This is a genomic window from Plantactinospora sp. B5E13 (assembly GCF_039871775.1).
In the GTDB taxonomy this organism is placed as follows: Bacteria; Actinomycetota; Actinomycetes; order Mycobacteriales; family Micromonosporaceae; genus Plantactinospora.
The window spans coordinates 232,504-252,966 of sequence record NZ_JBDPLT010000006.1 but is presented as its reverse complement, the minus strand read 5'-3'; the positions used below and the strand labels follow the sequence as shown (position 1 = coordinate 252,966).

General features: G+C 71.6%; 20 protein-coding genes and 2 pseudogenes. 6 read left to right on the top strand and 16 right to left on the bottom strand.

Annotated elements, in window-relative coordinates:
• Positions 1–154 (top strand): annotated as a pseudogene (locus ABGB05_RS08505) (IS630 family transposase); the annotation flags it as partial.
• 25 nt (positions 155–179) lie between these two features.
• Here ABGB05_RS08505 and ABGB05_RS08500 read toward each other — a convergent pair.
• The 3 genes and pseudogenes from ABGB05_RS08500 to ABGB05_RS08490 form a co-directional block, all read right to left on the bottom strand.
• Positions 180–545: pseudogene (locus ABGB05_RS08500) on the bottom strand (VOC family protein); the annotation flags it as partial.
• Between the two features lie 92 nt (positions 546–637).
• Complete coding sequence (locus ABGB05_RS08495) at positions 638–2,029, bottom strand: FAD-dependent monooxygenase (RefSeq protein ID WP_347652642.1); 1,392 nt, start codon at positions 2,027–2,029, stop codon at positions 638–640.
• A gap of 69 nt (positions 2,030–2,098) precedes the next feature.
• Positions 2,099–2,815: an SDR family oxidoreductase gene (locus ABGB05_RS08490; RefSeq protein ID WP_347652641.1), complete on the bottom strand. Its 717-nt coding sequence runs from the start codon at positions 2,813–2,815 to the stop codon at positions 2,099–2,101.
• An 80-nt stretch (positions 2,816–2,895) separates the two neighbouring features.
• Between ABGB05_RS08490 and ABGB05_RS08485 the strand changes: the two genes are divergently transcribed.
• A complete protein-coding gene (locus ABGB05_RS08485; protein ID WP_347652640.1) occupies positions 2,896–3,489 on the top strand; it encodes a TetR/AcrR family transcriptional regulator in 594 nt (197 codons plus the stop codon).
• 41 nt (positions 3,490–3,530) lie between these two features.
• Here ABGB05_RS08485 and ABGB05_RS08480 read toward each other — a convergent pair whose 3' ends face one another.
• Both ABGB05_RS08480 and ABGB05_RS08475 read right to left on the bottom strand, forming a co-directional pair.
• Positions 3,531–4,934 (bottom strand): extracellular solute-binding protein, encoded by a 1,404-nt coding sequence (locus ABGB05_RS08480; RefSeq protein WP_347652639.1) that lies wholly within the window; start codon positions 4,932–4,934, stop codon positions 3,531–3,533.
• Positions 4,934–7,609, bottom strand: coding sequence for a caspase family protein (locus tag ABGB05_RS08475; protein ID WP_347652638.1), 2,676 nt, complete (start codon positions 7,607–7,609; stop codon positions 4,934–4,936). Before ABGB05_RS08475 ends, ABGB05_RS08480 begins: the two co-directional genes overlap by 1 nt.
• A 412-nt stretch (positions 7,610–8,021) precedes the next feature.
• On the opposite strand from ABGB05_RS08475, the gene fabG reads away from it, so the two are divergent.
• Positions 8,022–8,798, top strand: a complete 777-nt coding sequence (gene fabG, locus ABGB05_RS08470; RefSeq protein ID WP_347652637.1) for a 3-oxoacyl-ACP reductase FabG — start codon at positions 8,022–8,024, stop codon at positions 8,796–8,798.
• A 48-nt stretch (positions 8,799–8,846) separates the two neighbouring features.
• Here the strand turns inward: fabG and ABGB05_RS08465 are convergent, their stop codons facing one another.
• Together ABGB05_RS08465 and ABGB05_RS08460 are read right to left on the bottom strand one after the other, a co-directional pair.
• Complete coding sequence (locus ABGB05_RS08465; RefSeq protein WP_347652650.1) at positions 8,847–9,674, bottom strand: DUF72 domain-containing protein; 828 nt, start codon at positions 9,672–9,674, stop codon at positions 8,847–8,849.
• A gap of 213 nt (positions 9,675–9,887) precedes the next feature.
• Positions 9,888–10,484, bottom strand: coding sequence for a helix-turn-helix domain-containing protein (locus ABGB05_RS08460; protein WP_347652636.1), 597 nt, complete (start codon positions 10,482–10,484; stop codon positions 9,888–9,890).
• A gap of 190 nt (positions 10,485–10,674) precedes the next feature.
• On the opposite strand from ABGB05_RS08460, the gene ABGB05_RS08455 reads away from it, so the two are divergent.
• Both ABGB05_RS08455 and ABGB05_RS08450 read left to right on the top strand, forming a co-directional pair.
• Positions 10,675–11,553, top strand: a complete 879-nt coding sequence (locus ABGB05_RS08455; RefSeq protein WP_347652635.1) for an SDR family NAD(P)-dependent oxidoreductase — start codon at positions 10,675–10,677, stop codon at positions 11,551–11,553.
• A gap of 52 nt (positions 11,554–11,605) precedes the next feature.
• Complete coding sequence (locus ABGB05_RS08450) at positions 11,606–13,048, top strand: MFS transporter (protein WP_347652634.1); 1,443 nt, start codon at positions 11,606–11,608, stop codon at positions 13,046–13,048.
• A 71-nt stretch (positions 13,049–13,119) separates the two neighbouring features.
• Here the strand turns inward: ABGB05_RS08450 and ABGB05_RS08445 are convergent, their stop codons facing one another.
• Positions 13,120–13,470 (bottom strand): MmcQ/YjbR family DNA-binding protein, encoded by a 351-nt coding sequence (locus tag ABGB05_RS08445; RefSeq protein WP_347652633.1) that lies wholly within the window; start codon positions 13,468–13,470, stop codon positions 13,120–13,122.
• A gap of 65 nt (positions 13,471–13,535) precedes the next feature.
• Here ABGB05_RS08445 and ABGB05_RS08440 point away from each other — a divergent pair, with 65 nt between their 5' ends.
• Positions 13,536–13,760 (top strand): hypothetical protein, encoded by a 225-nt coding sequence (locus tag ABGB05_RS08440; RefSeq protein ID WP_347652632.1) that lies wholly within the window; start codon positions 13,536–13,538, stop codon positions 13,758–13,760.
• On the opposite strand, the gene ABGB05_RS08435 is transcribed toward ABGB05_RS08440, so the two are convergent.
• The 8 genes from ABGB05_RS08435 to ABGB05_RS08400 form a co-directional block, all read right to left on the bottom strand.
• On the bottom strand, positions 13,750–14,607 hold the full coding sequence (locus ABGB05_RS08435) for a hypothetical protein (protein WP_347652631.1): 858 nt from the start codon (positions 14,605–14,607) through the stop codon (positions 13,750–13,752). The two genes, ABGB05_RS08440 and ABGB05_RS08435, sit on opposite strands and share 11 nt — an antisense overlap.
• Positions 14,604–15,107 carry a hypothetical protein gene (locus ABGB05_RS08430; protein ID WP_347652630.1) on the bottom strand — a complete coding sequence of 168 codons (504 nt, stop codon included), beginning with the start codon at positions 15,105–15,107 and terminating at the stop codon, positions 14,604–14,606. The genes ABGB05_RS08435 and ABGB05_RS08430 overlap by 4 nt, the downstream gene beginning before the upstream one ends.
• A gap of 11 nt (positions 15,108–15,118) precedes the next feature.
• On the bottom strand, positions 15,119–15,586 hold the full coding sequence (locus tag ABGB05_RS08425; protein ID WP_347652629.1) for a hypothetical protein: 468 nt from the start codon (positions 15,584–15,586) through the stop codon (positions 15,119–15,121).
• Positions 15,517–16,083, bottom strand: a complete 567-nt coding sequence (locus ABGB05_RS08420; protein WP_347652628.1) for a hypothetical protein — start codon at positions 16,081–16,083, stop codon at positions 15,517–15,519. Before ABGB05_RS08420 ends, ABGB05_RS08425 begins: the two co-directional genes overlap by 70 nt.
• Complete coding sequence (locus tag ABGB05_RS08415; RefSeq protein WP_347652627.1) at positions 16,080–16,496, bottom strand: hypothetical protein; 417 nt, start codon at positions 16,494–16,496, stop codon at positions 16,080–16,082. The genes ABGB05_RS08420 and ABGB05_RS08415 overlap by 4 nt, the downstream gene beginning before the upstream one ends.
• A gap of 69 nt (positions 16,497–16,565) precedes the next feature.
• Positions 16,566–18,782 (bottom strand): xanthine dehydrogenase family protein molybdopterin-binding subunit, encoded by a 2,217-nt coding sequence (locus ABGB05_RS08410; protein WP_347652626.1) that lies wholly within the window; start codon positions 18,780–18,782, stop codon positions 16,566–16,568.
• Positions 18,783–18,784: 2 nt separating this feature from the next.
• Positions 18,785–19,753 (bottom strand): xanthine dehydrogenase family protein subunit M, encoded by a 969-nt coding sequence (locus tag ABGB05_RS08405; protein WP_347652625.1) that lies wholly within the window; start codon positions 19,751–19,753, stop codon positions 18,785–18,787.
• Positions 19,750–20,235, bottom strand: coding sequence for a (2Fe-2S)-binding protein (locus tag ABGB05_RS08400; protein WP_347652649.1), 486 nt, complete (start codon positions 20,233–20,235; stop codon positions 19,750–19,752). The genes ABGB05_RS08405 and ABGB05_RS08400 overlap by 4 nt, the downstream gene beginning before the upstream one ends.
• Positions 20,236–20,463: the final 228 nt, after the last annotated feature.

Sequence of the window (20,463 nt, the reverse complement as noted above, 5' to 3'; positions counted from 1 at the left end):
CAGCGTGGATGACCTCGTCACCGCGATCGAGGAGTACCTGCGCGTGCACAACGACGACCCGAAGCCGTTCGTGTGGACCGCCACCGCCGAATCGATCCTGGCCAAGGTCCGACGTGGACGAGTAGCCCTCCAACAAGCGACTACTCAAAACTGAGACAGAACACTAGCGTTCAGACGGGTCAGCCCGGCGGTGCTGACTGCCGTTCCGCCACGCAGAAGACGTTGTCCTCCGGATCGGCCAGTACGACGTACCGCGCTCGTACCCCGGGCGGCTCCGGGTCGTCGTCGGTCGGGTAATGCGGCCAGTCGACCCGCTGGGCGCCCAGCGCGAGGAGCCGGTCGACCTCCTCGTCCAGCTTCCCGGTGTGTGCCTCCAGGTCGAGGTGGATCCGGGGGTACTTCCGGGGCGGACTCTCGCTGAGGTCCAGGGCGAGCGGGATGTCGGCGACCCCGGCGGGCGGATCGAGGACGATCCACTCGTCGCCGTCGTACCGGGGTGGTCGGCGGACGTACCCCAGCGCCCTTCGCCAGAAGTCGGCGGCCCGTCGGTCGTCCCGTACCCCGGGTCAGATCTGCTGGATCCTGGCCACGACGGCAGGCCAACGCCGGCGCCACTGGTCTGCTCGGGTCCGCCGTCCTACCCGGCGGGCGGAGGTACCCGCGTCAGTGGGGGAGTGGTGAGCGGCGGGCGGGTGGGTCCCCGCAGCACTCGGGCGACGACACCGGGCCGGAACAGGGTGGTCGGCGGCTCGACCAGGTGCAGCACGTCGGTGAAGGCCCTCGCCACGTACGGGTCCCGGTCGGCGACCCGCGACGTCCGGTCCAGGTACCAGCGGGACAGTCGGCTGCCCCGGCGGCGTTCGAGGTTTCCGACGGTCGTCGGATAGCGCAGGTCGGCGCCGGTGGCGACGTCCCAGGCGGTGGTGCTGCACCGGCTGACCGCCGCCTGCGCGGCCCGACCGAGGACACCCCGGTGGGCCCGCAGGTGTTCGCCGAGGACGAGCCCGGTTTGCGCGGCGACCGTCATGCCGTGTCCGTAGATCGGGTTGAACGCGCAGGCGGCGTCCCCCACCACCAGGAATCCGTCCGGCCAGCGCGGCATCGTCTCGTAGCGTCGACGGTGGTTGGCGGTACGCCGGAATCCGTGGATCGGCCCGTCCGGCTTCGCGTCCCTGATCACCTCGTACACGATGGAACTTCGCAGGCCGCGGACGAACTCGAGGAAGCCGGCCTCGTCGGTGGGCGGTACGTCGTCACCCATGCCGCCGAGGGTGAGCACCCAGCGGTTGTTCTCGATCGGGAACAGTACCGCCCCGCGTGGGTTCTCTGGTGGCTTCGGCATGAGCAGGATGTTCTTCCAGTCGTCGCCGACCCCCGGCGGCAGCGTGTAGCGCCGGCTCGCGTACCCGAGTCCGGAGTCCACCTGGATCTCGTCGGGACGCCCGTAACCCAACCCCGCCAACCAGTCCGGGGTACGGGAGCCGCGACCGCTGGCGTCGACCACCAGGTCGGCGTCGAGCCGGTCGACACCGTCGACACCGCCGCGCGGCCGCAGTGCCACCCCGGTGACGGCCGTCGCCTCCTTGTCGGAGAGCAGCCCGACCGCCTCGTGCCCGGCCAGGAACCGGATCCGGGGATCGGCGAGCAGGCGACGCCGGACCACCCAGTCGATCAGTTCGCCGCTCGCCCCGACCAGTTCGTGGGTGGCGGGAAACCGGTCCCGCCAGCCGGTGGTGCTCAGGTAGAGGACATCGGTGGGGGTGGACGCCCGGACCGCTCCGTGCTCGTGCAGTTCGGCGACCAGCCCGGGAAACAGCCGGTCGAGCGCCCGCTGCCCGGCGGTGACGAGTACGTGCAGGTGGTGTGCCTGGGGTACGCCGGCGCGTACCCGCGGCTCGTCCGGGAACCGGTCCCGCTCGACCACCGTCACTTCGTCCACATGGTCGGCGAGGGCCCGGGCGACGCAGAGACCGGCGAGGCTGCCGCCGATGACAACGGCACGACGGGGCTGGGACGCAGTCAGCGACATCCGGGTATTCTCCCCGATCCGGCCGCGTGTCCCGGACCCCGCGTCGCCCGGCCAGCCGGCCTACGTCCGTTACCGGCCGGTGGCCAGGTGTGCCCCGCCGGCCACCTCCAGGACCGTCCCGGTCACGTACGGGTTGGTGGCGAGGAGGTGGATTGCCTCGGCGACGTGTTCGGGCCGCCCGACCCGCCCGGCCGGTATCGTCCGGGCGATCCCCTCGAACACCGCCGTACGCTGTTCCGCCGGCACCCGGTCCCACCACGGGGTGTCGATGACGCCGGGGGAGACGGCGTTGATCCGCAGCGGCGCGAGTTCGGTGGCCAGCGGGCCGACGACCGCTTCCAGGGCACCGTTGATCGCGGCGAGGCCGGCCGTTCCGGGCAGTGCGGCCCGGGCCGACGCCGCCGTGACGAGCACGACCGAGCCGGTACGCCGGAGTTTCGGCAGTGCCGCCTGGAGGATCCGCAGGTGCGGCCAGAACTTGCCCTCGAATCCGAGCTGGAGCTCGGCCAGGTCGAGCGAGGCGAACGGGCCGCCGCCGGCCGCGCCGCTGAGCGCCACGACCAGATGGTCGATCTCGGCCACCTCCGCGAAGAAGGCCGTTACCTCGTCGGGTACGGACGCGTCCACGGCCCGGGTGGTGACCTCTCCGGTGATCCGGTCCGCCACCTGCGCCAGCTTCTTTCGGTCCCGCCCGACGACGGTGACCCGGGCACCCCGGTCCCCGAACAGTGAAGCGGTCGCCTCGCCGATTCCGGAACTGCCGCCCATCACCACTACGTGTTCCATGATCCATCCCCTGTCGAGACTGCCTGTCTCGACAAGCTTTGCCGAGACGGTCAGTTTCGACAAGCGGGTATGCTGTGACCATGCCCACCACCGCACCGCCAGATCCGCCACGCCGGGTCCACACCGGCCGACGCCGCAACGAGGAGGCCCGGCAGGCCATTCTCGACGCGGCGTTGCGCCTGCTCACCAGCGCCAACCGCGGGCCGTTGACGGTCGATGTCATCGCCCGGGAGGCCGGCGTCGGCAAGCAGACGATCTACCGCTGGTGGCCGTCCAAGGGCGGCGTACTGCTGGAGGCGCTCACCGGCTGGAGCGAGGCCCTGGTGCCGGTGCCGGACACCGGCTCGCTGCGGGAGGATCTGCGGGACTTCCTCCGCTCGACGTTCCGGCGCGGGCGGGAGCCGTCGACGTCGGCCCTGCTGCGTGCCCTCGCCACCGAGGCGGCCCGGGACCCGTCCACCGCCGGGTTGGTCCGAGAGTTCACCGAGGCACGACGCGGCGTGTTGCGGACGGTGCTGGAGCGTGGCCGGTCGCGGGGCGAGGTGGCCGCCGACCGTGACCTCGACCTGATGGTCGACCAGGTGTACGGGCTCTTCTGGTACCGCCTCCTCCTCGGTCACGCACCGCTGACCGACGAGGTCGCCGACGAGCTCGTGGAGACATTGACCGCCTGACAGCCCACTGGCGGGGCGGTGGGCATCGGGGCGCTGGCGGGTCAGCCGCCGGCCGAGGGTGTGGCCGCCGGGCGCGGCAGCTTCCCGGCCAGCGCGTCGGTCAGCCGCTGGGCGAGGTCGGCCGGCATGTCCCCACCATTGAGCACCGCGATGACGTACCGCCGCAGGACCAGGCTGAACGTCGGATAGTGCGGCGACTCCGGCCGGCGGCGTGCCCGGTCGATCTCGGCGCGCAGCAGAGCCGCGTACGGGTACTCCTGGCGTACCGTCGCGTCCTGGTAGACGGTGGCCCGGGTGGCGGCGAAGCCACCCCGCTGGAAGAGCCGCCGTTGACTCTCCTCCCCGGTGAGGAATCCGATCAGTGCCTGCGCGGCGCGCGGCTGACCGGTCTGCCGCGCGATCGCCAGGTTCTGCCCGCCGAGGACGCTGGGCCCGGGCAACGCGGCGACGTCGAACTCCAGGGCCGGCCCGGACGGCGTCGCCGTGGGCGAGGCGGGGGCCGTGTCGTCGGCGATGAGGCTCCGGTACTGGACCGGCCAGTTGCGCATGAACATGACCCGGCCGGAGCGGAAGACCTCCCGGCTGCGGGTCTCGTCGTGCTCTCGCGCCTCCGGATGCACCAGTGGCGCCCCGTCCCCGGTCCGACCGCCGGGGGTCAACCGGCGCAACGCCTCCGCCCACAGCCGCGGATCAACCGAAACCGTGCCCTCGTCGTCGACACCGATCGTGCCACCGGCGGACCAGAGCGCCTCCAACGCGTTGACCACCAGCCCCTCGTAGTCGGCGAACTGTCCGGTGTAGCCGGCCTGGAGCGACGACCCGGACGGACGTTCGGTGAGGACCCGGTTGGCCTCCGTGGTGATCTTCTGCCAGTCGAACGGTGGTTGCAGCCCCAGGTCGGTTCGGTAGAACAGCAACCCGGCGTCGGTGTTGAACGGCAACGCCCAGAGCCGACCGTCGTACCGGCAGGTGGCGAGCGGATTGGCCAGGAAGACCCCGTCCGGTTCCTCCGACAGCAGGGACTCGTCGATCGGCCGCAGCCACCGCTCGCTGGCGAACTCGGCGGTCCAGGTCACGTCGAGGTTGAAGATGTCGATCTCGTGGTCGTTCTGCGCGCGGTTCACCATCTCGGCGTGCTGGGCGTCCGAGCGTTCGTTGAGCGGCACGATCCGGGCCGGGTTCCTCGGATGGGCGGCGTTCCACACCTCGATCAGCGCCTCGCGCTGCCGACCGACGCTGTCGTCACTGCCGCTCAGGATCCGCAGCTCACCCGGCTCCAGTTCCGGCTCCGAACCCTGCCGCGTCAGCGTGACGGAGAGTGTTGAGGCGACCAGCGCACCGGCGAGCGCGCCGAGCGCGAACATCAGCCACGGCCGCCGGAGCAGTCCCGCCCGGCTCAGCCGGCCACCCCGGGGTGGCGCTGTCGGCGGTCCGGTCGGCGCCATCAGCGCGCTCCCTTCCACAGGCTCTCGAAGACCTGGTTGAGGCGGTCGTCGACGGTGTCGGCGGTGGTGTCGAGGCAGGCGCCGCCGGTGCCGTCGGCGAGCCGGTCCAGCGCCGATCCGGCGCAGGCGACATCGCCGAGGGCGAGGAAGTAGACCCGTACGCCGGCCAGGTCGGTGGCGGTCGGTGCCGGCCTGCCGCTGGTGTCCTCACCGTCGGTCAGCACCACGAGCCCTCGCAGCGGTTCGTCGTCGCCGGCCCGCAGCAGTCCGGCGCCCCGACGGAGCGCCTGGTAGAGCGGGGTGTCGCCAGCCGGGCGGATCCGGCGTGCGGTGTCGCGGACCTGGGCGGCCCGCTGCGACGTGTACCGGCCGACCGGCACCAGCACCCGGTCGTCCCCACTCGTCGTGGAGAAACTCAGCAGCCCGAACTCGTCCCGCTCGCCCATCCGGGCCAACGAGCGTTCGAGGCCCCGCAGGGCGACCTCGAAGCGGCTCCGGCCGGTGGAGCCGGTCGGTTCCCGCATCGACCCCGAGGCGTCCAGCGCGACCAGCACCCGGCCCGGCCGGTGCGCCTCGGCGAAGCGTGCCCGGGCCGCGTCCTGCTCGGACCGTGGGGTGCCCGCGATGTCCCGGGGCAGCCCGAACGGCCACTCGGTCAGCGCCCCGTTCGCCGGGGTCACCGGGGCGCCGATGTCGTAGCCGGCCGGACGCAGCCCGGCCGTCAGCAGTGCCCGCTTGCCCTCCGGCGCGGTGCTGAGCCAGCGGACGAAGTGGTCGGCGGCCGCCCGTACCCGGTCACCCTGGGCCGGGTTCGGCCAGTGCAGCCGGACGACCGTCTGGACGACCAGCGGGGAGTCGGAGGGGTAGAAGGCCAGCATCCGGTTCCGCTCCGCCGGCGGCTGTCCGGCTCCGCAGCCGCCACCGAGCGAACGTCCCTGGTTGAACCGGATGAGCGCCTGCTCGGAGAGGATCACCGCGGGTGCCGCCGGGCCGGCCGGTGCGGTGGTGAGCGCCCGGTGCCGGCAGAGCAGGGCGAGGTCGTCGCTGATCGGGTACCGGCCGGCGTCGAGTGACCGGTCCAGCCTCTGTTCGATCTCCTGCCGGGCCTGGAACGCCGGTATGCCGCCGGTGCGTTCCTCGTACAGGGCGGAGGTGGCGACCAGCGCGGTGGTCGAGGACCGTGGATCCGCGCGTACGACACCCCAGCCGGCGCCGTCCGGACGGGTGGCCTTGGCGAACAGTTCCCGCCAGCTGAGTTCCATGCTGCGGTGCGCGGCGTCGCGGGTCGGCTCCACCCGCCCCTGCGGTACCCCCAGTACCAGCGGTGACCAGGCGATCCGGGCCGGTTCGCCGAGCGTCGGGCTGCCGGCGCCGAGTTGCAGGTCGTCCAGGTCGCTCGGTGACTCCGGCAGCCAGATGTCCGGCTGGGGACCGACGTCCCGGAGGTGGTGCAGATTCTGGTGGTCGTCCTCGGCCCAGCCGAGCCGGAGCCCGGTGCGTACCCGCTCGGCGGCGGCGGGGTAGAGGTAGAGCCGGGCCGACGGACAGCCGTCGTGCCGGGCCGCCGTCCACAGTTCGTACGCGTCGGCTACCTCCCGGTACGGCAGGTAGCCGGCGGCGGAGGTGGCGACCCGGAGTTCGGCGGGCTGGACGCAGCGGACGAACCCGGGGGCGGCGGCGTCGGCGCCCGCGCCCAGACCGAGCAGGAGGGCGAGCAGGGTGAGGATGCCGGCGGCGGTGCCCCGGGGCAGCGGTGCGGGTATCGCGTCCATCGTGCGGAGGCCGAGCAGGCGGAGCCGGCCGACTGCGCTGCCCTTGACCGGCCGCAGCCGGGTCGGCCACCCGGGTGCCGGCCCCGGGGTGGCCGGCGGGTCCGTGGACGTCACCGGCTCCCGGTCCGGTACGTCCGGCGCGGCTGCCGGATACGTCGGGCGGCGGGGGTGGGGGTTGCGGGCGATCCAGACCCGCCGCTCGATGTGTGTCCAGTAGGTGGGTTGCTGGTGCCGAGGCTGCTGGTCGAGGACCCGACACACGTGGTGCCACAGGTCCTCGGTGTAGACGTACTCGTCACCGTCGCGGGCGGCGTCGCCGGACCGGAGCCCCTGGACGACCGCCTGGGTGAAGACGCCGTGCCCGTTCCGCTCGAAGGCGGCCGCCAGGGACGTCGACGCGGTGAGGACGACCCGACCCCGGCCGGGGGCGGCGGCTCCCTTGTCGACCAGCTTGTCGGCGATCTCGACGGGGTCCCCGCCACGGCTGCCGTCGCGGGGGAACGCCCCGCTGTAGCAGCAGTCGACGAGCACGATGACACATCCGGCACCGGTCGTCGCCATCGCGTGCCGGACATCGGCTGCCGGCAGGGCGGTGGCCCGCAGCCATTCCGGGTCCGGGTTCGTGTCCGTCGCGGCGAGGTAGAGCTCACCGTCGTCGTCCTTGAGTCCGTGGCCGGAGAAGTGCAGGAGCAGCACGTCGTCCCGGGTGCGGTGGGCGAAGAGTTGCGCGATGGCCGCCCGTAGCTCGTGCGCCCTACCGTCCTTGCGGACCTCCACGGCGAATCCGCCGATCCTGTCGTCCCCGAGCACCTCGGCGAGTGCGTCCGCGTCCGCGATCGCACCCGGGAGATCCCGCAGTGGAGGGCGGTAGGTCCCGGTCGCGATGATCAGCGCGTGTCTCATCGGTCAGTTACGCGGTACCCGTCTGACGAGGACGTCGATGACCATGATCCGGGCCACGATGGTCTTGGTCACGGTTGCACGATAACAGCTCTCCGCAAAGCCCTCCATGACGCTGAGTCAGCAATCGAATCGATGGCAGTGACTGTCGGGTGGTTTCCGGTCCCAGCTCGGCGAGGCCCACGGCCGGCCACTGCCGAATGTCGGGTGACCGGTCCCGCGCTGACCGCGCCGGTCGGCACCGGACGCCGCCCGGGACCGACGTGATAGAACTTCCAGCACCATCGTGATCCGGAGCCGGCCAGGACGATCCGCCGGAAGGGCGGGTCACGGGCGCCGGGACGGCAGGCGGCCGGCGTGGCCGGGACAACGGGCCGCAAGGGTGGCCGGGACAGCAGCGAGCGAGGAGTCGGACGTGCGCAGATTTGTCGATCGGGTCGCCGTGGTCACCGGGGCCGGTCAGGGGATCGGTGCGGCCACCGCCCGCCGGCTCGCCGCCGAGGGCGCCACCGTGGCCGTGGTCGACCTGGACGCCGACCGGGCCGGGGCGACGGCCGACGGGATCAGCTCCGCTGCCGAGGTGACCGCCGCCGGGGGCGGGGCCCGGGGCTTCGCGTGCGACGTCACCGACGGCCCGGCGGTCGCCGCGCTGTTCGACCAGGTGGTCGAGGCGTACGGCCGGCTGGACATCCTGGTCAACAACGCCGGCATCACCCGGGACAACCTGCTGTTCAAGATGCCTGCCGTCGAGTGGGACGCGGTACTGACCACCAACCTGACCAGCATGTTCCACTGCTGTCAGGCGGCGCAGCGGCACATGGTGGCGGCCCGCTACGGCAAGATCGTGAACCTGAGCAGCCGCTCCGCGCTGGGTAACCGGGGGCAGGTCAACTACGCGGCGGCGAAGGCCGGCGTGCAGGGCCTGACCGCCACCCTCGCCATCGAACTCGGCCCGTTCAACATCAACGTCAACGCGGTCGCTCCCGGTTACATCGCCACCGCGATGACGGCGGCCACCGCCGAGCGGGTGGGTGCCAGCCCGGAGGAGCGCCAGCGACAGGTCGCCGAGCAGACCCCGCTGCGCCGGGTCGGCCAACCGGAGGAGATCGCCTCGGTGGTCGCTTTCCTGGCCAGCGACGACGCGTCGTACGTCAGCGGCCAGACGCTGTACGTCAACGGCGGCGCGCGGTAGGGCGGGGAGCAGGGGTGCCGGCGAAACGAGGGCTCGTCGGCTCCCTGGTCAAAAGAGCGTCAGCGGCTCCACCGGTGCCGGTTCGGGTAGCGCGTCGAGTTCGGGCAGCCGCGCCCGTACCTCGTCGTGGAAGCGTCGGGCGAGCGTGGGGGCGTCGGCGTTGTCCGGGGTGTGGATGAACACGGTCGGGGAGCGACCCTCCCGCAGCCACCCGACGGTGACGTCGACCCAGTGCCGCCAGCCCTCTACCGTGCGGGCGGGGTCGTCCCGACCGAGGTAGCGGACGATCGGCCGGTCGGTCAGTGCGAGGGTCCGCAGTGGCATCCGTGGTTTCTTGGTCCACGCGTCCCGTTCGGCGTCGCTCGTCGGCGGATCCTGGAAGAAGCCGGTGGTGTCGAACGGGATCCATTCCGTGGCGGTGGCGGCAAGCGTGTCCTCGAGCAGTCGTGCCGCCCGGGAGTCGTCGAAGAACGCGGGGTGGCGGACCTCCACGGCGTACCGGTGGGTGTCGGGAAGCCGGCGCAGGAACCGGGCGAGGACGGGTACGTCGGTGGGGGTGAACGATCCCGGCAACTGGACCCAGAGGGCATGGGCGCGAGGGCCGAGTGGCGCGATCGCGTCCAGGAAGACCCGGAGTTCCTCGTCGGCGTCCACAAGACGGCGCTCGTGGGTGATCGGTTTCGGAAGTTTGACAACGAACCGGAAATCCGGATCGGTCTGCCGGGCCCACGACGCTACGGCGTCCCGGGTCGGGGTCGCGTAGAACGTGGTGTTTCCCTCGACCGCGTTGCACCAGCCGGCGTAGGCCCGCAGCCGCTCGTGCGGAGGAAGCGGATGTGCCACCAGGCGGCCCTGCCACGACCTGTGTGTCCACATCGCGCAGCCCACGTGAAGACGCATGACCTCGTTCCCTTCCACCACGAACCATCCGCCCGGCCGGACGCGGACCCGGGGGCCGCGCCGGTCGTACCGTAGCCGGCCCGGCCGTGAGGACCGTCCGGCCCTGACGACGGTCCGGCGCCGGCGACGTGGCGCGGGTGACCGGGACCGTCGGCCGCCGGACGGCGGGCGGGCTGTGCAGAGCCGGGGTCAGTCGGGCCGGGCGGCTGCGGATTCGGCCGACCGGGGGCGCAGTGCGTCGAGTGCGAACCCGAAGACCCGGTCCCGTTGCTCGGCGTCGACGTACTGGACCGCGGTGATCCCGCTGATCAGCCGGAGCGTGTCGTCGAAGCTCGCGTCGGCCCGAGCCACCCCGGCCTGCTGTGCCCGTCGCAGCAGTGGCTCGCCGGCTGTGTAGATCATGCCCCGGTAGCTGGCGAAGAACTCTGACTGATGTACCAGTTCTTCCAGCACTGCCCGCTTTGTTGCCATGTACCGGACGAATCGCTGCAGCCAGCCCGCCAGTGCCTCCCACGGTGGCAGGTCGGCGAGTTCGGCGGCGGTCCGGCCGAGTGCCTCGACCTCGCCGGCGTAGAGGCACTCGAACAGGTCGCGGCGGGTCGGAAAGTGCCGGTAGAGGGTGCCGATGCCCACGCCGGCCCGGCGGGCCACCTCCTCGAGGGAGCCGGACGCGCCCTGCTCGGCAAACACCTCCTGGGCGGCGGCCAGCAGTGCCTCGTAGTTCCGGCGCGCGTCCGCCCGCTTTGGGCGGACGAGGCGCTCCGGCGTGGGGTCGCCGCTGGTCATGGCGTATGTCACCTCGGGTCGGTTGCAGCCGGAGGCAACCCTCCGGTAGTTTTGCGGAGGCACCCCTCCGGAAATTACCGGAGCGCTGCCTCCGCCTACGTTACCCCGTGAGACGGGGACATCCGCCGCAGCCGACACCGGGGCAGACAACCGGCGCGCGGCCACCCAGAGAAACCAGAGGTAGCCGACCATGTCCAAGGTCTGGCTCGTCACCGGAAGCTCGCGGGGCTTCGGCCGGGAGATCACCCGCACCGCACTCGCCGACGGCGACCGGGTGGTGGCGACCGCCCGACGGCCCGAACAACTCGACGATCTTGTCCAGGAGTACGGCGACCACATCCGTCCCTTCGCCCTGGACGTGACCGACGCCGAGGCCGCCCGGGCCGCCGTCCGGTTTGCGGTCGACGAGTTTGGCGCCCTCGACGTCGTGGTGAACAACGCCGGGTACGCCATCTCCCGGCCCATCGAGGAGATGACCGAGGAGGAGTTCCGCGGCCAGATCGACGCCAACCTCTACGGCGTCGTCAACGTCACCAGGGCCGCCCTGCCGGTGCTGCGCGGGCAGCGGTCCGGGCACTTCGTCCAGTTCTCCTCGATCGGTGGACGGGTCGGCGGCAGCCCTGGACTGAGCGCCTACCAGACCGCCAAATGGGCGGTCGAGGGCTTCTCCGAGGTGCTCAACAGCGAGGTCAAGCCGTTCGGGATCAAGGTCACGATCATCGAGCCGGGTGGCTTCCGGACCGACTGGGGCGGCGCCTCGATGCCGTCCGTCGAGGTCGGCGCGGAGTACGACGGAACCGTCGGCGCCATGAACCGCTACCGCGAGTCCACCGTGCACACCTGGCCCGGTGACCCGGTCCGGGGAGCCCGGATCATCGTCGACACCGTACGCCTGGCCGAGCCGCCACTGCGGTTGCTGCTCGGCGCCGCCGCGGTCACCTCCGCCCTCGACGCGGCGGAGATCCGCTCCGCGGAGGCCCGGCAGTGGGCCGAGGTCAGCGCCGCCGCCGACTTCCCCGGTGCCGCGCAGGCACCGATGGCGGCGGCCACGGGCCAGCCCACCGAGTGACCACCCGGCACATCCGATCCACCCCTCAACCCACGGAACTGGAGTCACCCTCGTGATCCGGACCCTCCGATCCACCTCACCGAGGCTGACCTTCGCCGTCCTCGCGGCCGGCGCGGGCTTCTTCGCCATGCTGCAGTCGCTGATCAGCCCGGTGCTGCCGACGATCCAGCACAACCTGCACACCTCACAGAACACCGTCACCTGGGTGCTGACCGCCTACCTGCTCTCCGCGGCGGTCTTCACGCCGATCCTCGGCCGGGTCGGCGACATGGTCGGCAAGAAGCGGATGCTGGTCGTCGCCATGGCGGCACTCGCGGTCGGCTGCCTGCTGGCGGCACTGGCGCCGACCATCGGCGTACTGATCATCGCCCGGGTTGTCCAGGGCATCGGCGGCGCCGTCTTCCCACTCTCCTACGGCATCATCCGCGACGAGTTCCCGGCCGCGCGGATGTCCTCGGCCATCGGCGCGATGTCGGCGATCATCGCCGCCGGCGGCGGGGTCGGCGTGGTGATGGCCGGCCCGATCGTCGCCGCCCTCGACTACCACTGGCTCTTCTGGATCCCGATGATCGTCGTCGCGGCGACGGCGCTCACCGCCGCGCTGCTCGTACCCGAGTCACGGGTACGCGCCCCCGGCCGGATCAACTGGGGTGGCAGCGTACTACTCTCCGGCTGGCTGGTCGCGCTGCTGCTCGGGGTCAGCAAGGCTCCGGCCTGGGGCTGGTCGTCGGGCCGGGTCCTCGGCCTGCTGCTGCTGGCCGTCGTCCTGGCGGTGGCCTGGCTCGTCGCCGAGAACCGGGCGGCCAACCCGCTGATCGACCTGCGGATGATGCGGTTGCCCGCGGTCTGGACGACGAACCTCGTCGCGCTGCTCTTCGGCGCCGCGATGTTCGCCATCTACGCCTTCCTGCCGCAGTTCGTGCAGACGCCGAGCGGCGCCGGGTACGGCTTCGGGGCGAGTATCAGCGAGGCCGGTCTGCTGATGCTGCCGATGCTGGTCGCCATGTTCGTCGCCGGTATCGTCGGCGGCCGGCTGGAGCCCCGGTTCACCGCCCGGGCCCAGTTGATCAGCGGCGCGGCGCTCGGCACCGTCTCCGGCGCGATGCTCGTGTTCGCCCACGACACACGGTGGCAGATCGGGGTGGCCGCCGCCGTCTTCGGACTCGGTATCGGTCTGGCCTTCGCGTCGATGACCAACCTGATCGTCCGCAGCGTCCCGGCCGGGCAGACCGGCGTCGCCACCGGGATGAACGCCAACATCCGTACCATCGGCGGCGCGATCGGCGCGGCGGTGATGAGCGGAGTGATCACCGCCCATCCGCTGCCGAACGGGCTGCCCCGGGAGACGGGATTCACCCATGGGTTCGCGACACTCGCCGTGCTCTCCCTGGCCGCGGTCCTGGCGGCGGTGGCGGTGCCCACCGCCCGCCGGACGGCCCGCCGTACGCCACGGCCCGCCGTCGAGGAACTCGTCCCGGTGACCGCGTCCCGCTGACCCGTACGAGCGGCACGACCCGGACGGGCCGGGAGACGCCCGCGTCGCCGCCCGGCCCGACGTCCGTGGGGTCAGACCGTCGGTCGGTCCCGTTTCGGCAGCTTGCTGACCACCGCCTCGTAGGAGGAGTCCACCGCCTCCCGCAGTTCGTCGGCCGGAATGCCCGCCCCGATCCGCAACGTGTTCCAGCCCGACCGCCCGATGTAGGCCATCACCGAGGCGTCCTCCGGGTAACGCCGCAGCCACTCGTCGGCCATCTCCCGATTCGGCCCGCACTTGACCCCGACGCTGGACCGCGCCTCCGGACCGAGGAACGCGAAGACCTTCGGCCCGACCTTGACGACAACGTCGCCCTCCCACGGCTCGTCCTGCCAGGCACCGGGCTTGGCCAGGCAGTACGCGAGCATCTCAGCCCAGTTCACCAGTCGTCCCCCGAAGCGCGACGGACACGTCCGGTCCATGTTGACAGACGACCTACTCTCGCGGGGTGTCTCACGCCTCCGCCGTCACCCGCCGGCTGGCCCGCTGGTCGTACCTCCTGATCGTCGTGGTGGTCGCGGTCGGCGCGGCGATCGGGGCGGTCCGGCTGGTCGTGCCCGCCACCGCCGGCGTCACCGCCGACCCTCCCGGCGTACGTCGACAGCTCACCTTCCTCCCATTCCTAGGTTGCGGATGTCGCCGCTTCGTGGTTGAAGAGCCCGTCAGAGGTTGATCGGCTCGCCGGACTCTCCGGTGCGGACCGGATAGGAGAAGTCGCAGTAGACGGTCACGTCGGTCCGGTCAAGATCGGCCGACGCGGGGATGGTGTCGAGGCCGGCGTGCGCGAGAGCCTGGTGGCCGGTACCGGCGTCGCAGGCTGAAAGGTGCCGCTGGTTGTCGACGTTGCCGCCGACAATCCGGCCCGACTCGTCACGGAAGACGAGTGAGGCGCCCCGGGAAAAAAGATCCGCGCAGTTCGCGGACTCCGAGATGTACCTCACCGAACCTGTTCCCTGTTCGTCTCGTTGACTGGATCCGGGAACGGGCTTCGCGGTTACCGGCGCGAGCCCGGTGTGCCCGTCGCCCGCAGGGAGCCATTGTGTGACGACTGGTGTGATCGAGATCCGGGCGACCGAGGCGGCCGGTCGTGGCGCCCGATCATTCAGTGCCACCGCATCTCCGACGGAGACCCTGGCTCCAGGCAGGATCACCGGCACCTCCTGTACGAGCCAGGGACGGTGCCTCTCCCAGACGAGGCTCTCGCCCGACTCGCCGAGGACGTCGAAGGTCACGCGGGTGCGGTAGGCGACCCTGTCGGTGGTGTTCTCGAGAACGACGCCCATGCTGACGGTCGTGGCATTCGCGAGGAGGCGGCTGTAGCCCTGCTCGACGATGCGCAGGCCGCCGCTGTCGGATGCGGCGGACGGCGGGGAGGGTGGACCGACGATCCGGCACGTCGGCGCTGGCGGCCCGTCGTCTCCGCCGCGTGCCAGCAGGACGAGTCCGACGACGACCACCAGTACGCCGAGACTCATCCACAACACTCCGCGTCGCACCGGCATGCTGGGTCGTCCCGTCATCCGTAGATCCGGTACTTGAGCGCCGTGATCTGTGCGAGCTGGTCCTGGATCAACCCGCTCGCCGCCTGGCGGACCGCGTTGACGAAGTCGCGCTCGCTCAGCCCTCGAACCGTGCCCGGTGCGATCGTCACCGTCCACCGACGCATGCCTTCGACGGAGAGAGTGACGTGCCCGTCTGTCGAACGACCCCGAGCAACCACCGTCTCGCGGGCCTCCGTGAACTCGACGTCACGGGGACTGATCGGCCGGTCCTCGCCAGCGACATGTTCGCCGGTGGTGTTACTGACCGTGGCCCAGTACTCGCGTGTCCTGGCCCCCCAGAGCAGGCTGCCCAGCCTGGTGAGCTGCCGCTCCAGGTCGCTCTCGTGACAGTTGTCGTACCAGCCGGGTACGAGGGAGAGGGCCACCTCGCTGCCGTTGCGCAGCTCCGCGGTCATCATGCCGTCAGGTGTGGAGGCCCGGACCCGCATCGCCTGGACCCGGTCTGCGAGTTCACCCAAAGTTGATCACCTCACACCGCCTCACCCAGACCGGTGGGTCCGGTGATGGTCGCGGCCGTGGCGTCCGCGAGGGACGGCCGAGCGGAAACGAATTTCGTCCGGTTGGCGGCGAGGTAGCCGGTCGATTCGGACATGGCGTCCGCGATCTCCCGCTCCTTGGCATCCAACTGAGCCACGAGCCTGTTCAACGCCCCCTGCACCTGATTGACGATCTCTTCCGCAGTCTTGCCGTCGAAGTGCACCTTTTCCGGGTCCTCCCGAGGGACGGCGCCGGCGACCTGCGCGGTCGCGCCGACCACCGTGAGCGAGATCGCCGTCGCGCTGCCCGCCGTCGCCACCGCAGCCGAGATCGCGAACGCCGACGCGGCGACGGTCAGCAGCGCGGTCTGCTCCTTTGTGCTGCAGTCGTTCACCGCGTCCAACGCCACCTGCGCCTTGTGGGCGATGTCGTCGACGCTGTCCCGGGCGGCCTTCCACATCGCCTGCTCCACATCGCCTGCTCCGCATCGACAGCTCCCCGTAGCGTGGCCACGAGAGCGAACTGGTTTGTGGTGACTGCCGGAAACGGCTCGACGAAGTTCTGCCGGAAAGCGGCGGCGGCGGAACCACGCCAGTCCTGTAGGGCCTTACCGACTGTGTTCATGCCAAGAAGGTCATCGTTCGCCGCCACGCCCGCTCGGTAAACAGGGTCGGCTTCGGTGTTGCCGGACGAGAGGATCTTCAGGGTCTCACCCAGATGTGTGAGAAGGGGATCGAACCTGGCGGGGTCCGGCATGTTCAGAAACGGCGTGAACATGTCGGAGACACCCTGGAACCGGGACACGGTCAGTTCGCCGGCGACCCGCGCTCTCTCGACATCCGAACCGGCCTGCCAGACGCCCTGCGAGTCCTGGGTGAAGCCACGTCGTTCCATCGACTTCACGATCGCGGTCCGCTCGATCTCCGCCGCGTGCTGCGCGAGTTGCTCGTAGCTCACCTCCCTGGCTCCATCCCGTCGCCCCGCACGTACGCGTCGATCACCGCCGGCTTGAGCTCCTCGAACTTCCGCTTCGCGACCGTGTCGGTCTCCAGGTACTCGTTAGCGGCCAGGATCAGCGCGTCACCGGTCAGGTCGAGGTTTTCCGCCGTTTCCCGCAGGATCACGTGGACCTCGTCCCTGAAGTCGGCCCAGACCTGCCGGACCGGACCGTAGGGTCCACCGAGTTCGCTGCTGCGCCAGAAGCAGCCCTCGTGGCCCTCGGTCAGCGCGAGCCTGCCGGCGGCCTCCCCGAACTGCGCACCGAGCGGCTTGAGCTCGAAGTAGCCGCCCTCCCAGAGGTCGACGCAGTCGGCGCCGAGTTCCTCCCCGGTGTGTCCCATCCGCAGGTGGTCCCCGTTCGACGTACCCATAGACAACTTTGGGTGACTCAACGGTAACGCGTCGACGGTGGGCTGGTGGTCCCGTCCGCAGGCGGTCGACTACAGCAGCTTGTCCAGGGTGATCGGCAGGTCGCGGATGCGGCGCCCGGTGGCGTGGTGGACGGCGTTGCCGATCGCGGCGGCGACCCCGACCGTGCCGACCTCGCCGATCCCGCGCGCCCCCTGCGGACTGAACAGCGTGTCCGGGTGGTTGAGGAAGTGGACGTCGACCGGTGGTACGTCGGCGTTGACCGGCAGCAGGTAGTCGGCGAGGTTGGGGTTGGCGATCCGGCCGGTCGCCGGTTCGAGGTGGGCGCCCTCCAGCAGGGCCTGACCGATGCCGAAGATCACCCCACCGACGATCTGACTGCGCGCGGTCTTCTGGTTGATGATGGCGCCGGCGTCGATCACCGTGGTGATCCGGCTCAGCCGGGGCTCGCCGGTCCAGCGGTTGACGCGTACCTCGCAGAAGTGTGCGCCGAACGAGGTGAAGGCGTACCGGCCGTGCTCCGGGCCGGGGCCGGCGTTGCCGGTGGCCTCGACCACGTCGAGGCCGAGGGCGTCGAGCAGGGCCGCGAAGCCGATCCGGCGCCCGGGCGCGACGAGTTGCCCGTGGTCGTATCCGACGTCGCCGGTCGGTACGCCGTACAGCGGGGAGTCCTGGTGGGTGACCGCGACCCGGATCAGCTCGGCGATCGCGGCCTCGGCGGCGGCCGCCACCGCCGGGCCGGTGCTCGCGGTCGCCGCCGAGGCGAACGCTCCCACGTTGGCCGCCAGGGTGGACTCGCCGAGGTCCGGCCGGATCCGGTCGATCGGCAGGCCGAGCGACTCCGAACCGAGTACGGCGAGCACGGTCCACATCCCCGTACCCAGGTCGGCGGTGGCGCTGTCGACGCTGACCGTGCCGTCGGCCCGGACCCGGATCCGGGCCGACGCCGCGAATCGCTCACCCGGGTAGTTCGCGCTGGCCATGCCGGTGCCGACCAGCCAGTCGCCGTCCACCGTCGACCGGGGGGCCGGGTTCCGCCGGTGCCAGCCGAACCGTTCCGCGCCGACCCGGTAGCACTCGTCCAGGTGCTTGCTGGACCACGGCACGTTGCGTCCGGGGAAGATGGTCGCGTTGTTGCGCAGCCGGAGCTCGACCGGGTCGACGCCCAGCTTGATCGCCAACTCGTCGAGCGCGGTTTCCAGACCGAACGAGCCGGACTCCTGGCCCGGGGCGCGCATCACGGTGGGCGGCGGGATGTCGAGCGTGACGATCCGCTGGTCGAGGTGGATGTTCTCGGACCGGTAGAGGTACCGGGAGGTGGTGTGTCCGGGGGACTCGAAGATTCCGCCGGAGGCGGACTGGGTGGCGTACGCCCCGTGCTTGATCGCAACCAGGGTGCCGTCGCGGCGGGCGCCCAGGGTCACCGTCTGGTCGACCGCGGAGCGGTTCCCGGTGATCGTGAACGTCTGTTCCCGGCTCAGCACGATCTTCACCGGCCGGCCCAGGACCCGGGCGGCCGCCGCCGCGAGCAGCGGATGTGCCCAGGTGGCGACCTTGTTGCCGAAGCCGCCGCCGACGTGCGGGCTGACCACCCGGACCTGGGTCGGTGCCACGCCGAGGGCCGCCGCCATCGTGCCGACGGTCAGGGTCGCGCTCTGCGTACCGCAGTAGAGGGTGAGCTGGTCACCCTGCCACTGCGCGACCGCCGAGTGCGGCTCCATCGCGGTGTGGTGCTTCATCGGTTGGGTGTAGCGCCCGGTGACGGTCACCTCGCTGGCCGCCAGCGCCGCGTCGATCGACTCGACGCCCTCGGCGAGGAACTCCAGTTTCGCCGGCTCGCCCATGATCGGCCCGGGGTCGGTCGCGTCCGGGATGCCGCCGGGCAGCGAGGCCGCCGGCGGACGGACGTCGTAGCCGGTGCGGACCAGCGCGGCGGCGTCCCGGGCCTGCTCGAAGGTCTCCGCGATCACCACGCCGATCGCCTGACCGTGGTAGTGCACCTCGGTGTTTTGCAGCGGTAGCCAGCTGTGCCCGACGCTGAACGGGTTACCGCTGCCGCGCAGCTCCAGCGCCCGGAACGGGGTGAAGACGGCGAGCACGCCGGGGGCCCGTTCGGCGGCCGAGACGTCCATCGACCGGATCGTGCCCCGGGCGACCGTGCTGAGCACCAGATAGCCGTGCGCCACGGCGGCGACCGGCTGGTCGGCGGCGTACCGGGCGCCGCCGGTGACCTTGAGTCGACCGTCCACCCGGTTGACCGAGACGGTCCGGTTCACAGAGTCGGGCATCCTCATCCCGCCAGGCTCATCAGGGCGCGCACGATGGTGCGCCGGAGCAGGGTCGTCTTGTAGCCGTTGTGTGCCAGGGGCCGGGCCCCGTCGACGGCCCGTTCGGCGGCCGCCTCGGCGACGTCGGTCCGCAGCGGACGGCCGCGCAGCGCGTCCTCCACCACGGGCAGCCGCCACGGTCGGGTGCCGACGCCGCCGACCGCCAGGCGTACGTCGCGGACCAGCCCGCCGCGCAGGTCCAGCGCCACCGCGGCCGAGGCGAGCGCGAACTCGACCGACTGCCGGTTGCGGATCTTCAGGTACGTCGACCGGCGTGCCCAGGTCAGTGGGGGCACGGTGATCCGGGTGATCAGCTCACCGGGCCGCAGGTCGTGCTCCAGGTGCGGGGTGTCGCCGGGGAGTCGGTAGAAGTCCGCGATCCGGACCTGTCGGGTTCCGCCGCGGCCGGCGAGGTGCAGCCGGGCGTCGAGGGCGACCAGCGGCACCGCGAAGTCGCTGGGGTGGGTGGCGACACAGGCGGCGCTGGTGCCGAGGATCGCGTGGCCCCGGTTCTCGCCCTCGATTGCCGAGCAGCCGGAGCCGGGTTCGCGCCGGTTGCACCGTGTGGCGGTGTCCCGGTAGTAGCCGCAGCGGGTCCGCTGCATCAGGTTGCCGCCGAGCGTGGCCATGTTGCGCAGCTGTGGGGAGGCGCCGAGCAGGGCCCGGCCCAGCAGCGGATAGTGGTCGGTGAGCAGCGGGTGGGCGGCGGCGTCGCTCATCCGTTCCAGCGCGCCGAGGTGCAGTCCGTCCCGGTCGGCCCAGATCCCGCGCAGCGGCAGCCGGTTGATGTCCACCACCCGGCGGGGGGTGAGCACCTCGAGTTTCATCAGGTCGACCAGGGTGGTGCCGCCGGCCAGGTAGGCGGTGTCGTCGCCGCCCTGCGCCAGGGCCTGCGGCAGGCTCTGCGCGGTCCCGTACTCGAACGCCCTCATCGTCCGGCTCCGTCCCCGGCGACCGTGCGGACCGCGGCGACGATGTGTTCGTACGCCCCGCAGCGGCAGATGTTGCCGGACATCTGCTCCCGGATCTCGTCGTCGGAGCCGGTGTGGCCCTCCTCGACCAGGGCGACCGCCGACATGATCTGGCCGGCGGTGCAGAACCCGCACTGGAAGGCGTCGCACTCGATGAACGCCTGCTGCATCGGGTGCAGTCGGTCCCCGTCGGCCAGACCCTCGATGGTGGTGACCTGGCGACCGGTGGTCGTCACGGCCAGGGTCAGGCAGGAGAGCACCCGGCGGCCGTCGACGTGCACCGTGCAGGCACCGCACTGGCCCCGGTCGCAACCCTTCTTCGAGCCGGTCAGGCCGAGGCGTTCCCGGAGGGCGTCCAGCAGGGTCACCCTCGGGTCGATCCGCAGCTGTTCGGCCCGGCCGTTGATCGTGACCCGGACGTCGACGAGCTGGTCGCCGGCCAGTTCGGGGACGGGAGCGGCGGTGGCCGTGCTGGCGAGCGTCGGGGCGAGGTCGGTGGTGGGGGCGGCGACCGCACCGACGGCGACCCCGGCCGAGGCGGCCGCGGTGCCCCGCAGCACGCCGCGCCGGGACACGGTCGGCTCGGGCCCGGGCGACTCGGCCGGGAGCGGATCCGGTTCGGACCCACGGGTCATGGCACACACCTCCGCAGACAGCGCCGGCCATCACGT